This is a genomic window from Gilliamella sp. Choc5-1 (genome assembly GCF_001690595.1).
GTDB lineage: Bacteria > Pseudomonadota > Gammaproteobacteria > Enterobacterales > Orbaceae > Gilliamella > Gilliamella apicola_M.
The window spans coordinates 35,383-49,868 of record NZ_LZHH01000054.1 but is presented as its reverse complement, the minus strand read 5'-3'; the positions used below and the strand labels follow the sequence as shown (position 1 = coordinate 49,868).

Genomic DNA, 14,486 nt, shown 5'->3' with positions numbered 1-14,486 from the left:
GAAATGTAGCGCACATATTATAGATTTAATGGCGCTATGTCAATAGTAAAATGCTTTTTTGTGTTAATTACCTCCTTTTAGAATAATTCAAGTGTTAGGATGGTCTTGAATAAGTGGTTTTGTCTAAGTAACTGTTGTGGGTGAGATCCTAATTCTTGTTGTGGAATAATCTGATTTAGATCGCGATAATAATCGACCCAATAAGATAAAATTTCATTTGTCGTTAAATCTTTAAAATTCATTGGATATAATGCAAAATAATCATTACCTTGCTCAGTTTTAAAGGCATAAGTAATTAGCTCGCTGCAATAAAACCCATCTGCATTGGGATGAAAGCTGTGATTGTAAGGTGAGCCTAAACATTTCTTTACCCGCCTTAATGCATTTTGAATAATAACTAAATCATGGATTCTACCAATGATGTTATGCTTAGCTGTACAAATAAAATTAGTCAATGACTGTTCAATCACGCCATAGCTTTGCGTTGCTTCAATAACAGTATTATTTCCAATATATAAACCAACATGATTAATGCTTTTGGTTATTTCATCTATATTTGGCACTGCACCTGAAAGGCTTACAGCGCCATTAAAAGCATTATTTTTTTTAAGGCTTTGGAAGATAATATCTCCACATTGGAGATTATTGTTTTTTTGCACGATAGCGCCATAGCGAAAACATTACACAAGTTGCAATAATAAATTTAAGCGCATCAACACCAACAAATGGGAAATAACCCACTTTTAAAGCATCAATAAGTGTAATGTTTAAATAGCCCATTAAATAGACGACACCAAATACAAATAACAATTGGTGTGCACAAGCGAATGCAATTAAGCCCAAAATAAAGTGACGATCATACCCTTTTTCTGCTGCAAAACCTGCTAAATAGGCGCTAAATACATAACCATACAAGTAACCCGAAGAAGGCGATGCTAGTGCCATAATCCCTCCGCTACCATTAGCGAATAGAGGTAGTCCCATGGCGCCTAAAAAAAGGTATTGAATTATTGCTAATGCGCCTAGTTTACGACCTAAAAAAGCACCAATTAACAATACTGCCAATGATTGTAATGTAAATGGAACAGGGTAAGTAGGAATGCTAATATTAGCGGCTAATCCTAAAAGTAATGCTGCACTGGTAGTGACCAATAATTTACGTTGCCAAGAAGATAAATTTACCAGTGTCGTGATAAATGTTGGATAATACGAAGTCAGTTGTTGTTTCATTATTTTCTACCTTTTATATAAATAGTAGAACTATAATAGCGCAATTGTTTCAGTTGTAAATATTTTTTTTGAAAAATGGTTTACAACTGAAAGTGAAAAATAGGCTTTTTTAATTATCACGCTTTAAAATAAAGAGTGTGATAATTAAAGACAATGTGTTACTTAAACTAAGTAAGGATTACTAACTCGTTCATGACCAAAACTTGACATTGGTCCGTGACCTGGTACAAAAATAAAGTTATCTCCAAGTGGTAATAATTTATTCGTGATTGATGAAATTAAATCGGCATGGTTGCCTCGTGGAAAATCAGTTCTTCCTATGCTACTTTTAAATAATACATCGCCGACAAAAGCCAGCTTATCCAAGTGGTTAATAAAAACAATATGTCCAGGCGTGTGACCTGGGCAAAAAAGGACATCAAGGCTAATATTACCAACTTGAATCTGCTCGCCTTCTTTTAACCAACGATCAGGCAAAAAGCTATCAGTATAAGGAAAACCGAATTGTGTACTTTGTTGTGGCAAACTTGTTAATAAAAATTCGTCTTCTTGGCTTGGTCCAATAATCTTCACATCATAATGTTTAGCCAACATAGTTGCAGCACCAACATGATCCAAATGCCCATGGGTTAATAAAATCTGCTTAATATTAACGCCTAGTTTTTCAACTGCTTTTATAAGCAGTTCGGGTTCGCCTCCGGGATCAATAAATGCACCTTCCATGGTTTCATCACACCAAATAATGCTACAATTTTCTTGAAAAGTGGTAACTGGGATGATTTGGTATTGGAACATAGATTTATCTCCTTGTTTTTTGGTGATGAGTAGTTAGATTTTGTCCATCTTGTTTTTTTAGTTGTGCGAAAATGAAGCCGGATAGCACCGTAACCACGCCAAGTATAACAAATGTTAATTGAAATGCGTGAAGCGTACTAGCTGAGTTACTAATCAATCGTAGTAAAACAGCTCCAAAACCAGTACCAAAACTGATTGCTAATTGCTGATTTACTGCCATTAAACTATTACCACTACTTGTATTATCATTTTCTAAGTTAGCTAAGGTTATGCTATTCATGGCAGTATATTGCATAGAATTGATGCCACCAATACAAAATAGCAATAAGCTAATGAGGATGAGAGGCGTCGATAAATTTAACAGAGACATTAAAAAAATCATTACACCCGCTAAAATTGTATTAGTAACGAGTACGAAACGATAACCTAAACGCGCTAAAATATGTGGAATAAATATTCGGGTACAAAGTGAAGCAATAGCCATTGGCACTAGCATCAAACCAGCAAAGATAGCTGAGTAGCCAAATCCTACTTGTAATAATAACGGAATTAGAAAAGGCACGCCTGATATCCCTAATCGGCAAGCGAGATTGCCAATAATACCGATTTTGAACGTTCGAATCTTAAAAAGTGATAATGGGAATAAAGGGTTGAGTTTCTTTCTTGCATGCTCACGATAAATCAATAAAAAAAGTAGGCTGATTATTGCAAGTAGTAATGGAAGCAAATATGTCTGATTTTGGCTTAAAATCTCAACACTTAATGTGGCACTTATAAAGCTAATAACGATAAAAATAAAACCGAATAGGTCAAAAGGCATACGTTGACCTTTTAAATTAGGCATATATTTCCAACTGATTATCACGCCTAAAATACCAATAGGTAAATTAATAAAAAATACCCAATGCCAACTGACCATATCAACCAAATATCCCCCCAATACTGGTCCTAAAACAGGACCAATTAAGCCTGGAATTGTGGCCGTATTTAAAGCAGATAAAAAATCACTACGTTTAAAAGATTTTATTAATACTAAACGTGATATAGGTACCATCATCGAGCCACCAACACCTTGAATAACTCGTGATACATCTAAAAAAATCAATGAATTAGATAAAGCACAAAGTAAGGATCCTAGTGTAAATAGTGAAACGGCCATGACAAAAATATTTCTTGTGCCAAATTTATCTGACAAAAAACCACTAACAGGAATAAATAATGCAAGAGTCAAAGCATAACTTATCACGGCTGATTGCATATTTAATGGGGACTCATTAAGATCATTAGCCATAGTGGGGAGTGCTGTGTTTAATATCGAGGTATCAAGTGATTGCATAAAGAATGCAAATGCCGCAATCCACGGTAATATACGATATACAAAGGGTGGTAACTGTAATTCGCTATTCATTTTAATCTAGCCTGAAATTAATTTAAATGCAGGGTAAGCACTAAAAATTAAGCTATCCTACTTAGGTTGTGTTTGATAGAAGCTATAATAAATACTATTTTACAATATTATTTATCAATTATTGGTTTTTTCTTATTTTTACAGCGTTACCTTACCAGTAGTTAGCATAGAGCAAGCCACAAACACTGCGCCAAACTGAAAACACGTCAGCAGTTAGATCCGATAAAAACAGATATAATAAATTTTCTATGAGGTTAATAAAACAATTCTGTAATGATTGTAGAATTATATTAATTTTTTGTTTTTTTTTATATTATTAATTCTGCTAAATAGCATTAAGGTGTTTGTTAAAATTGTATTAAGTATGTAATCTGGTGGCTCATTGCGTAATTGTGTTAAGATCTTAAAAACCTCAGTAATGTATTCAGGACGGTTTGGTTGACCTTGACGCCCACTTAGTGGCATATCGGGTGCATCTGTTTCAAGCACTAGACTGTCAAGCGGTAATTGAGCAATTGTATTGCGAGTTTTATTCGCACGTTCATAACTAATTACGCCACCTACACCAATATAATAACCCAGCTTAACAAATTGCATGGCTTGTTGATAACTACCTGAAAAACCATGTATTACACCGCGACAAGGTAAGTTGGCCTTGTGTAATTCGCGGTACATAATATCGTGCGCTTTGCGTGAATGTATTAAAACGGGTAAATCAAACTGTTTGGCAAGTGTTAATTGCGACCTAAAAAATAATAATTGTTGTTGCCAATCGATACTTAAATCGTAGCGATCGAGCCCGATTTCTCCAATGGCAACTAATTTTTTAGGTTTTGTTTTAACACTATTGGTTAATAGTTCTAAATCAGCCATAGTATGTTGGTAGATAGGATGTAATCCCAAAGCGGCATAAAGTTCATGGTAATTATTCGTAAGTTGTAAAACAGTATCAAAATAGTTAGCACTAACTGTGGGTATAATTAACCCAACAATACCCGCTTGGCGAATCTTATTTATTGAATCAACCAAAAATTCAGTAAAAGGCGGAAAATCAAAATGACAATGTGTATCAATAAACATAATGCCTCTTATTCTACTGTTGTTTGATGTAATAAAATTGGTAATAAAAATCGCTCAGCGGTAAATATAATTTGTTCAATCAGTGTATCGGTTAACTCAGGATAAAGACGAGTATAATAACTGTCACACTCGGCGGATTGGTTAAATCCGCCTTGCCATGAATTTAAAAGTTGATTGATAGCTCTTTCACTAGCGATAATCTGACCTGTTTTCTTGTCATAAGCTGCAATTAGCCAACTCCACGAACTTTTTAATGGCATTAATAATGGTTCATTGATACCCTGCAAATAGCCTTCAACTAAATTAGTTAATATCGTTAAGGCTAGATCTGCATTTAAATGTGAAAATCGCCATTCATTATCTTCCCGACCATACATACGACTTTGACTGTCAATTTTATCAGGATTTAAAAGGCAATAAACCAAATGATCAATCCATAACGAAATACCATTGCGAATCGAAAGCTTTGATGGTCGCCATGTCAATATACCATCGTCTTGAATGTGAGTTAACCAACCTTGTAATTGGTAATGTTGATCATTGGATGAAATAGTTAAATTAACTTCTTGTGTTGTCATGTCCAAGCGTTCTTGGCAGATTTTATTAGCTAATGATTGCATTGTTTCATTTTGCTCATGGTAAATAATCTGACCAAATGCACCGTCAGGTAAGTCACCAGTTAGTGCTAAGCGTTGATATAAATCATCTGATTGTTGAGGATCTTTGGCAATAAGTTGATTTAAAATCTGCAAATTCAATTGGTAACGCTGTAAACTATCAAGATTAAAGTTCTCCGCATCTGGTAACGTATCGTCAAGATAGTTAAGATAAAAATTAAAACGCTTTTGTAAAAATAGTCTAATTGGGTGTTGGTAAAATCGTTTTAATTCATCAAGACTGATATTATCGACACTGATAGCGGGTATTTTACTAATAAAGTCTTGCTCTTTTCCTTGTTGTAATGCAGCTGGTAACCATTCATCGGCATAACTTTTTGGATTTTGTAAAAAGTTTAGGGGATTAAATGGTGTGCGTGTATGGTTTATCCGTAAAAAATCTAAGTTATTATTAATGTTATCAACCTGCTTTACAGGAATGTTATAATATTGAGCAATATATTCCCAAAGTTCATCAACGAGTATTGACGGATAACGTTCACTATTATCTTTTATATCTCGACCAATATAGCTAATATAAAGCAGGTTTTGCGCCGATAAAATAGCTTCTAAAAAAAGGTAGCGATCATCATTACGACGACTACGATCACCTCGCCTTGGATGATGGGCAATAAGATCAAAATCAAGTGGTAGTGATGTTCTTGGATAATCGCCATCATTCATACCCAATAAACAAACAACTTTAAATGGAATAGAGCGCATTGGCATCATAGTACAAAAGTTTATTTTACCGATTAAAAAACGGTGTACTAAATGATTTTGTTCTAAGCGTGATTGCATAGCATCATGCAAAATAGTGATAGAGATATTATCCGTATAATTGGCCACCATCCCACTATTAATCAATTTTTGCCACTCTTCTTCGAGCATTAACAAAATAGATTCACGCTGTGGATTACTCGCAAAAAAATCATTCATTAATTCAAATACACAACTTTGCCATTCAATTAATGGTTTTTCTTCACTTAAGATTGCTAACCATTTGCTCACAACACTAACAAACTCAGCTAACTTACCAATTAATTCGGCATCTAAACCTGTTGCACCATCATATGGTAATATTTGTTGCCAAGCTCCTTGCTCACTGCTCATCGTATAACCAAGCAATAAGCGCTCTAAGCCAAATAACCAGCTATGCGTACTTTCAAGCCCAAAACGAATACCCGATTCAATAATCCAAGTTCGTAAAAGAGTTAACTGAGATTCGTTAATAGCAAATTTTTCGGCAATAGCAGGGATTTCAAGTAAATTAAATAGTTCTTCTGCTGTAAATCGACTATTTGGAAAATTTAAAATGGCAAAAAAGCCTTGAACGATAGGATCGATATTTCGTGCTTTTTGATCTGAAATAGTAAAAGGTAAATAGCGCTTTTCAACAGCATTACCAAAGACAGCTCGAATATAAGGAACATACTTATCAATATCTGATACCATAACTATGCAATCGCGCAACTCCAGCGTAGGATCTGCATCAAAAACCGATAGCAGGTAGTCATACAATACCTCAACTTCACGTTGTTCACTATGGCAGACATGAAATGAAATTGACTTATCGATTACGGTAAAAGTTTTATTGTCAAAATCGGTTTGATACAGTTCTAAAATATCTTGCTGAATGGCATGTAACAAACAAGAACGTTCCTGATCGACAAACGCTTCAATATCTTGCTTATTATTAAATTCTTGTAACAAAAATAGATTATCACGCCCAAGTTTTCCCCATGAGGTTAAAAGAGGATTGGGTATTTTATCCGGTGTATTTAATATATCTGACAACTGTTTTTCAGCAATATCGCCCCAATACCATTTACACGGGTTATTAAACATTAAATGGACATCAATATGTTGCCCAAGTGCCGAAAGTAGCGAAAGATAAATAGGAGGAAGAGAAGTAATACCAAAAATAAAAATACGGTTAGGTAACGAATCTAAACGTGAACGATCAAAGTTATTATCTAATAATATTTCAAGCATTTGTTGATAAATATTAGCGCGATGATAAGGTTGACTAATTGATATTAGTTTTCGCCACAACTCCGCTTGCCACGTTTCATCAGGATGATGATTCAATTCGGCAACAGACTGGTTTGCCTCCCATTTTGCTATCCAATCTGGACGGTAAACTAAATATTGGTCAAATAATTGCGCAATACGCGTTGCAAGCTGATATCGTTTTTTATCTTGCTTATCAATATCGAGATAATGTTTAAGTGCGCTAAACTCAAGTTGTTTAATAACATGGGGCAATAAATAATACAAACGCCAACTCATCGATTCAACATTAAAGCTATTTTCAATTGGTGCTTCTGGTAACAAGACTTGATAAAGTTGCCAAATAAACTGAGTTGGAAAAAGAAAATCAACATTAGCCACGATACCAAGTTCATCCGCTAACGCTATTTGTAACCATTGTGCCATGCCTTGACTTTGTACCATAACAACATCAGGTGTAAATACATCCTCTAATGGCTGCCTATGCATTAATTCGCTTACGAGTGACTTAAGTAGATCGACTTGATTTGAATGGTAAATGGTAAACATAATTGTATAAACATTGATAAAATTTATTCAGATTATCCCTGATAGCGATTAATAAATCTAGTCAGTGTTACGTTTTGATCATTTAATAAGATTAGGGAAAATGAAATATTTACTTTGAAATATTTATTTTTTTGTAAAAAAGTTTCCGGTAACTATATGTTTCAGTATAAATTTACCAGTAAATTATCCAAAGCGCTATTAAAGGAAAGATTAATTCCTAAATTAAAAAGAGTTGTAATTAAAGAAGGCTACTTGTAATACCAAATAGCCTTTTGTGTATGATAAAACATCAAAAAGCAAACTATTGACCCATGCGGCGAGTCAATTCGATAACGCGAATTTTTGCCAAAGCTTTTGATAATTCAGCAGATGCTTGTGCAAATGACATATCATCGCTTGGGTGATTAATATGTTCTTGTGCTTGTCTTACTGCTTCTTGTGCTCTTGCTTCATCTAAATCTTCACCACGAATTGCAGTATCTGCCAAGATAGTTACGATGTTAGGTTGTACTTCTAAGATGCCACCAGATAGATAGATAAACTCTTCTTCACCATCCGCTTTCACAATGCCGACCATGCCTGGTTTTATGGTTGTGAGTAAAGGGGTATGGCCAGGATAAATCCCAAGTTCACCTTCCTTACCTGTGACTCTGATTCGCTGAACATCACCCGAAAACAGGTGAGATTCAGCACTAACAACTTCTAATTGATAGGAAGTTAGTGCCATAATACGATCTCCATTAATACGATCTTCGTTCAATGAATCTCTTAGAGAGATTTTGCCTTCTCAATCGCTTCATCAATTGAACCAACCATATAGAATGCTTGTTCAGGGATATGGTCATAATCACCATTCATGATTCCTTTAAATGCACTGATCGTATCTTTTAAAGGTACATATTTTCCTGGTGAACCAGTAAATACTTCTGCAACAAAGAATGGTTGAGATAAGAAGCGCTGAATTTTACGTGCACGAGCAACAATCAATTTATCATCTTCAGATAACTCATCCATACCAAGAATAGCAATAATATCTTTTAATTCTTGGTAGCGTTGTAGAATTGACTGAACACCACGGGCACAATCATAGTGCTCTTGACCAACAACTAAAGGATCTAATTGACGACTAGTTGAATCTAATGGATCCACTGCCGGATAGATACCTAAAGAAGCAATTTGTCGACTTAATACGATTGTCGCATCTAAGTGAGCAAAGGTTGTTGCTGGTGATGGGTCAGTCAAGTCATCTGCTGGCACATACACCGCTTGGATTGAAGTAATCGAACCAGTCTTAGTTGAAGTAATACGTTCTTGTAGTAACCCCATTTCTTCAGCTAATGTTGGTTGATAACCTACTGCCGATGGCATACGACCTAATAACGCAGATACTTCAGTACCAGCTAAGGTATAACGATAAATATTATCGATGAATAATAAAACATCTTTACCTTCGTCACGGAATTTTTCAGCCATAGTCAAACCAGTTAACGCAACACGTAAACGGTTTCCTGGTGGCTCATTCATTTGGCCGTAAACTAATGATACTTTATCAAGTACGTTTGATTCTTTCATTTCGTGGTAAAAGTCATTACCTTCACGAGTACGTTCTCCCACACCAGTAAACACTGAGTAACCTGAGTGTTCAATAGCGATATTACGGATCAACTCCATCATATTAACGGTTTTACCTACACCAGCACCACCAAATAGACCAACTTTACCACCTTTAGCAAATGGACAAATTAGGTCGATAACTTTAATACCTGTTTCAAGTAATTCAGTTGAGTTTGCAAGCTCTTCATAGGTTGGGGCAGCACGGTGAATAGCCCAACGTTCTTCTTCACCAATAGGACCTGCTTTATCAACAGGATCACCAAGTACGTTCATAATACGACCTAGTGTTTTTGTACCAACAGGTACTTCAATGCCGTGACCAGTGTTTACAACTTTAAGCCCTCGTCTTAAGCCATCAGATGATCCCATTGCAATACAACATACAACGCCACCACCTAATTGTTGCTGAACTTCCAGAACTAATTTTTCAGTGCCTGTTTCCACTTCTAATGCATCATATACCTTTGGTACTGCATCTTCTGGGAATTCGACATCAACCACCGCACCGATGATCTGGACAATCTTTCCAGTAGCCATTTTTAATCCTCTACGTCTTTTTCTTAACTATAAGCCAATATTTAGCACTAACCTGAAACAGCGGCTGCACCGGATACAATATCAATTAATTCATTAGTGATAGCACCTTGACGTGCCTTGTTATACACAATTTGTAACTCATTAATTAGGTTTGCTCCGTTATCCGTTGCCGCTTTCATGGCCACCATTCTTGCTGCTTGTTCACTCGCTAAATTATCAACCACTGCTTGATAAACTTGTGATTCAATATAGCGACGTAAAATCACGTCTAATAGTGATTTAGCATCAGGCTCATAAATATAATCCCATGATGAAGCTTTGAGTTTTTTATCTTCTGATGGTGGTAAAGGTAATAATTGCTGAATTGTCGGCTTTTGTGACATCGTATTAATAAATTTGTTTGTAACAATATATAATCTATCAATTTTACCGTTGTCATATGCCTCAAGCATTGTTTTTACCGGCCCAATTAAATCGGATAAATTTGGTTCATCACCTAAATTAGTGACTTGGGTTAAAATGTTCGCTTTCACTGACGAGAAAAACGAAACACCACGCGAACCAATTAAAGCAACATCAGCTTCAACACCCTTTTCCTGCCATGCTGACATATCAGCAATGACAGTTTTAAAAAGGTTGATATTTAAACCACCACATAAACCACGATCGGTTGAAATGATAAGATAGCCAACTCGCTTTACATCTCTTTCTTCTAAATAAGGATGTTTGGCGCCTATCTGAGCTAACGCTAAATGTCCAATTACTTCACGAATCATTTCAGCATATGGTCGACTAGCAGCCATTCTATCTTGCGTTTTACGCATTTTAGAATTGGCAACCATTTCCATCGCTTTAGTGATTTTTTGCGTACTTTGGATACTGGCAATTTTTGTTCTAATCTCTTTTGCATTAGCCATTTTTTACCTCACCCTTACCATGTTTGAGTTGATTTAAAGCTTTCAAGTAATTCTTTTAGCTTAGTTTCAATCTCATCATTGTAATTACCTGTTTCATCAATTAATTTAACAAAATCGGCATATTGACTATGGGCATAAGCAAGTAGTGCTGTTTCAAATGGTAATACTTTAGCTAATTCTACATCTTCAAGATAACCACGTTCAGCGGCGTAAAGTACTATTGATTGTTCAGCAACAGTCATTGGCGAGTATTGCTTTTGTTTTAACAATTCTGTTACTTTTTCACCGTGACTTAATTGGTTTCTTGTTGCTTCATCTAAGTCTGATGCAAATTGAGAGAAAGCAGCTAATTCACGATACTGTGCAAGCGCAGTACGAATACCACCTGATAATTTTTTCATTATTTTAGTTTGTGCAGCACCACCCACACGTGAAACCGAAATACCAGGGTTAACCGCAGGGCGGATACCAGAGTTAAATAGGCTAGTTTCAAGGAAAATCTGACCATCAGTAATCGAAATTACGTTAGTTGGTACGAATGCTGAAACGTCACCAGCCTGAGTTTCAATAATTGGTAATGCTGTTAATGAGCCTGTTTTTCCTTTAACTTCGCCTTTAGTGTACTCTTCAACATAGGCTTCGTTGACTCGCGCTGCGCGTTCAAGTAAGCGAGAATGAAGATAAAATACATCACCAGGATAAGCTTCACGTCCAGGTGGACGACGAAGTAATAACGAAATTTGACGGTAAGCAACAGCTTGTTTAGATAAATCATCATAAACAATTAATGCATCTTGACCACGATCGCGGAAGTATTCACCCATTGCACAACCAGCATATGGCGCTAAGTATTGTAACGCAGCTGATTCAGACGCTGATGCCACAACCACAATTGTGTTTTTAAGTGCACCATGCTCTTCAAGTTTACGTACAACATTGGCAATAGTTGATTGTTTTTGACCAATGGCAACATAAATACATTTTACACCTGAGTCGCGTTGGTTGATGATTGCATCGACAGCAAGTGCTGTTTTACCTGTTTGACGGTCACCGATGATAAGTTCACGTTGACCTCGTCCAATTGGAATCATTGAGTCAACGGCTTTATAACCAGTTTGTAATGCTTGGTCAACGGATTTACGATCGATAACACCAGGTGCAACTACTTCTACTGGTGAAAAACCGTCATGTTGAAGTGAACCTTTACCATCAATTGGTTCACCTAGTGTGTTAATAACGCGGCCTAATAAACCTTCACCAACTGGTACTTGTAAAATACGGCCAGTACATTGTACTTTCATACCTTCAGACAAGTCTTCGTATGGCCCCATGACTACCGCACCGACGGAGTCTCTTTCAAGGTTTAATGCCATTGCATATCGACCACCTGGTAATGCAATCATTTCGCCTTGCATTACATCAGTTAATCCGTGGATTCGAAGGATACCATCACTTACAGATATGATAGTTCCTTCATTGTGAGCATCACTCACAATATTGAACAGAGCTATCCGCTCTTTAATTAGTTCACTTATTTCAGTTGAATTTAGCTGCATTATCAGTCCCCTTAAGACTGTAGAGCGTTATTTAAACGATTTAAACGCCCTCTGATACTACTATCAATAACCATATCGCCCGTACGAATAATAAAACCAGAAATGAGCGATTTATCTATATGACATTTTAGTTTTACTTTTCGTGATAAACGTTTTTCGACAGCGACAGAAATTTTATTAAGTTGCTCATTAGTTAGTTCACTGGCAGAAATTACATCAACATCTGCTTGTGATTCTCTATCTAAACAATATTGTTCAAACAAGGTTAACACTTCAGGAAGAAGTGATAATCGTTTGTTTTCAGCCATAATCTTAATAAAATTAGTACTAAACTCATCTAACACATCTTTACAGATGTTGATGAGTAAATTAGCCACCGAATCAGTTTTCATATCAGATGTTAAGACACTTCTTATTTGAGTATCTTTACTCACTTCAGATGTTAGCACTAACATTTTATGCCATGATTCGATGCTGTTATTTTCTACCGCAAATTCGAAAGCGGCTTTAGCATAAGGGCGAGCAATCGTAATTAAGTCAGCCATTGCTCTATTCTCCTTATAGTTCAGCTACGAGTTTATCAATGATGTCGCTATTTGCGGCTTCATTAACAGAACGTTCAATAATTTTTTCTGCACCAGCAATAGCGAGTGTAGCGACTTGCTGTTTAAGCTCTTCTCTTGCTCGTTTGCGTTCAGCTTCTACTTCGGCAAGCCCTTGAGCAACAATTCGTTCTTTTTCGCGAGAAGCTTCTTGCTTTGCTTCTTCAAGAATGATTGCTTTGCGTTTATTCGCTTGCTCAATAATTGCATTAGCCTCAACCTTAGCCTGTTGCATTATGTCAGATGTATTTGCTTTGGCTAATTCCAAATCTTTTTTTGCTGTTTCTGCTGAAGCAAGTCCTTCGGCTATCTCTTTTTGGCGTTTTTCAATCGCGCCAATAACAGGAGGCCAAACAAACTTCATACAGAACCAAACAAACAATACAAATGTAATTGCTTGGCCGAGGAGAGTTGCGTTCATATTCATGACACGATTCCTCTTAAATTTTTATTAACCTGCAACAGCAAAGATAACGTAAAGTGCAATACCTACACAGATCATTGGGATTGCATCAACTAGACCCATAACGATAAAGAATTGAGTACGCAACATAGGCATTAATTCTGGTTGACGCGCAGCACCTTCTAAAAACTTGCCACCTAATAAGCCAATACCAACTGCACCACCAATTGCAGCTAATCCCATCATAATGCCTGCGGCTACAAATAACATTTCCATTATATACTCCAGTTTATTAACAAAAAAATAGTAAAATTAATGATCTTCCGTTGCCGATGCCATAGTTAAATAGACGATCGTCAACACCATAAAAATAAAAGCTTGTAACGTAATAATTAAAATATGAAAAATGGCCCATGGTAATGATAATGCCCATTGTGACCACCAAGGTAATAATGCAGCAATAAGGATGAAGATAAGTTCACCTGCATACATATTACCGAAAAGTCGAAGTCCTAAAGAAACTGGTTTAGCTAAAAGACTAACCAGCTCAAGCACTAAATTGATTGGTGCAAATGCCCAGTGATTAAAAGGATGTAAAGTATATTCTTTAACAAATCCTGAAATCCCTTTGTATTTAATTGAATAAATTATAATGAGTGCAAATACCCCTAAAGACATTGACATAGTAATGCTAACATCTGCCGTTGGTACTACTCTTAAGTGTGATAAGCCTAAATATTGGCCTGCATAAGGTAGAAAATCAACAGGGATAAGATCCATTAAATTCATCAAGAAAACCCAAATAAATACCGTTAATGCTAACGGCGCAATGAGCTTATTTTGACCAGTAAACATGTCTTTGACTGTATTATTGACAAATTCAAAGATCATCTCGACTGCACATTGTAATTTACTTGGTACTCCACTGGTTGCTTTTTGGGCAACACGATAAAATACCCATAGAAAGATAACACCAAGCAGAATCGAAAAGAACAATGAGTCAAGATTTAAGGTCCAAAAACCAGAACCTACTTGCAAGTTCTCAAGATGGTGCTTGATATAAGCTTGTGGTGAAGCTGGAGAGGAAACAGACATATAACCCTCTTAACCTATTCCTAAAAATAAA

Annotated in this window: 14 protein-coding genes; all 14 read right to left on the bottom strand. The window is 36.0% G+C overall.

What is annotated here, in order from left to right; all coding sequences use genetic code 11:
- Positions 1–77: 77 nt before the first annotated feature.
- The 14 genes from A9G35_RS05240 to atpB all read right to left on the bottom strand — a co-directional run bounded on the left by A9G35_RS05240 (position 78) and on the right by atpB (position 14,455).
- The gene (locus tag A9G35_RS05240; RefSeq protein ID WP_034947809.1) at positions 78–659 is read right to left on the bottom strand and encodes a YiiX/YebB-like N1pC/P60 family cysteine hydrolase; all 582 of its coding nucleotides are present in this window, start codon (positions 657–659) and stop codon (positions 78–80) included.
- Positions 643–1,230: a biotin transporter BioY gene (locus A9G35_RS05235; RefSeq protein ID WP_051825423.1), complete on the bottom strand. Its 588-nt coding sequence runs from the start codon at positions 1,228–1,230 to the stop codon at positions 643–645. The genes A9G35_RS05240 and A9G35_RS05235 overlap by 17 nt, the downstream gene beginning before the upstream one ends.
- A 162-nt stretch (positions 1,231–1,392) precedes the next feature.
- Positions 1,393–2,025, bottom strand: coding sequence for an MBL fold metallo-hydrolase (locus A9G35_RS05230; protein ID WP_065575622.1), 633 nt, complete (start codon positions 2,023–2,025; stop codon positions 1,393–1,395).
- 4 nt (positions 2,026–2,029) lie between these two features.
- Entirely contained in the window at positions 2,030–3,433 is a 1,404-nt protein-coding gene (locus A9G35_RS05225; protein WP_065569303.1) for a DHA2 family efflux MFS transporter permease subunit, read from the bottom strand.
- A 285-nt stretch (positions 3,434–3,718) separates the two neighbouring features.
- Positions 3,719–4,513, bottom strand: coding sequence for a TatD family hydrolase (locus A9G35_RS05220; protein ID WP_065635975.1), 795 nt, complete (start codon positions 4,511–4,513; stop codon positions 3,719–3,721).
- Positions 4,514–4,521: 8 nt separating this feature from the next.
- Positions 4,522–7,731 (bottom strand): exodeoxyribonuclease V subunit gamma, encoded by a 3,210-nt coding sequence (gene recC, locus A9G35_RS05215; protein WP_065635974.1) that lies wholly within the window; start codon positions 7,729–7,731, stop codon positions 4,522–4,524.
- A 301-nt stretch (positions 7,732–8,032) separates the two neighbouring features.
- Positions 8,033–8,458, bottom strand: a complete 426-nt coding sequence (locus A9G35_RS05210) for a F0F1 ATP synthase subunit epsilon (protein WP_034911289.1) — start codon at positions 8,456–8,458, stop codon at positions 8,033–8,035.
- A gap of 41 nt (positions 8,459–8,499) precedes the next feature.
- A complete protein-coding gene (gene atpD, locus A9G35_RS05205) occupies positions 8,500–9,882 on the bottom strand; it encodes a F0F1 ATP synthase subunit beta (RefSeq protein ID WP_065635973.1) in 1,383 nt (460 codons plus the stop codon).
- 47 nt (positions 9,883–9,929) lie between these two features.
- Positions 9,930–10,799: a F0F1 ATP synthase subunit gamma gene (gene atpG / locus A9G35_RS05200; protein WP_065606087.1), complete on the bottom strand. Its 870-nt coding sequence runs from the start codon at positions 10,797–10,799 to the stop codon at positions 9,930–9,932.
- A 14-nt stretch (positions 10,800–10,813) separates the two neighbouring features.
- The gene (gene atpA / locus A9G35_RS05195; RefSeq protein WP_065635972.1) at positions 10,814–12,355 is read right to left on the bottom strand and encodes a F0F1 ATP synthase subunit alpha; all 1,542 of its coding nucleotides are present in this window, start codon (positions 12,353–12,355) and stop codon (positions 10,814–10,816) included.
- Positions 12,356–12,366: 11 nt separating this feature from the next.
- Complete coding sequence (atpH, locus tag A9G35_RS05190; RefSeq protein WP_065606085.1) at positions 12,367–12,900, bottom strand: F0F1 ATP synthase subunit delta; 534 nt, start codon at positions 12,898–12,900, stop codon at positions 12,367–12,369.
- A gap of 13 nt (positions 12,901–12,913) precedes the next feature.
- Positions 12,914–13,384, bottom strand: a complete 471-nt coding sequence (atpF, locus tag A9G35_RS05185) for a F0F1 ATP synthase subunit B (RefSeq protein WP_034911222.1) — start codon at positions 13,382–13,384, stop codon at positions 12,914–12,916.
- A 24-nt stretch (positions 13,385–13,408) separates the two neighbouring features.
- Positions 13,409–13,636 carry a F0F1 ATP synthase subunit C gene (gene atpE, locus A9G35_RS05180; protein WP_411588181.1) on the bottom strand — a complete coding sequence of 76 codons (228 nt, stop codon included), beginning with the start codon at positions 13,634–13,636 and terminating at the stop codon, positions 13,409–13,411.
- Positions 13,637–13,672: 36 nt separating this feature from the next.
- Complete coding sequence (gene atpB, locus A9G35_RS05175) at positions 13,673–14,455, bottom strand: F0F1 ATP synthase subunit A (protein WP_065635971.1); 783 nt, start codon at positions 14,453–14,455, stop codon at positions 13,673–13,675.
- Positions 14,456–14,486: the final 31 nt, after the last annotated feature.

Excerpts from the sequence above, each read along its gene's own strand:
- atpG (WP_065606087.1), bottom strand. The coding sequence starts at position 10,799 with ATGGCTAATGCAAAAGAGATTAGAACAAAAATTGCCAGTATCCAAAGT.
- A9G35_RS05225 (WP_065569303.1), bottom strand. The coding sequence starts at position 3,433 with ATGAATAGCGAATTACAGTTACCACCCTTTGTATATCGTATATTACCG.
- atpA (WP_065635972.1), bottom strand. The coding sequence starts at position 12,355 with ATGCAGCTAAATTCAACTGAAATAAGTGAACTAATTAAAGAGCGGATA.
- atpF (WP_034911222.1), bottom strand. The coding sequence starts at position 13,384 with ATGAATATGAACGCAACTCTCCTCGGCCAAGCAATTACATTTGTATTG.
- recC (WP_065635974.1), bottom strand. The coding sequence starts at position 7,731 with ATGTTTACCATTTACCATTCAAATCAAGTCGATCTACTTAAGTCACTC.
- A9G35_RS05210 (WP_034911289.1), bottom strand. The coding sequence starts at position 8,458 with ATGGCACTAACTTCCTATCAATTAGAAGTTGTTAGTGCTGAATCTCAC.
- A9G35_RS05235 (WP_051825423.1), bottom strand. The coding sequence starts at position 1,230 with ATGAAACAACAACTGACTTCGTATTATCCAACATTTATCACGACACTG.
- atpE (WP_411588181.1), bottom strand. The coding sequence starts at position 13,636 with ATGGAAATGTTATTTGTAGCCGCAGGCATTATGATGGGATTAGCTGCA.
- atpH (WP_065606085.1), bottom strand. The coding sequence starts at position 12,900 with ATGGCTGACTTAATTACGATTGCTCGCCCTTATGCTAAAGCCGCTTTC.
- A9G35_RS05230 (WP_065575622.1), bottom strand. The coding sequence starts at position 2,025 with ATGTTCCAATACCAAATCATCCCAGTTACCACTTTTCAAGAAAATTGT.
- atpD (WP_065635973.1), bottom strand. The coding sequence starts at position 9,882 with ATGGCTACTGGAAAGATTGTCCAGATCATCGGTGCGGTGGTTGATGTC.
- atpB (WP_065635971.1), bottom strand. The coding sequence starts at position 14,455 with ATGTCTGTTTCCTCTCCAGCTTCACCACAAGCTTATATCAAGCACCAT.
- A9G35_RS05220 (WP_065635975.1), bottom strand. The coding sequence starts at position 4,513 with ATGTTTATTGATACACATTGTCATTTTGATTTTCCGCCTTTTACTGAA.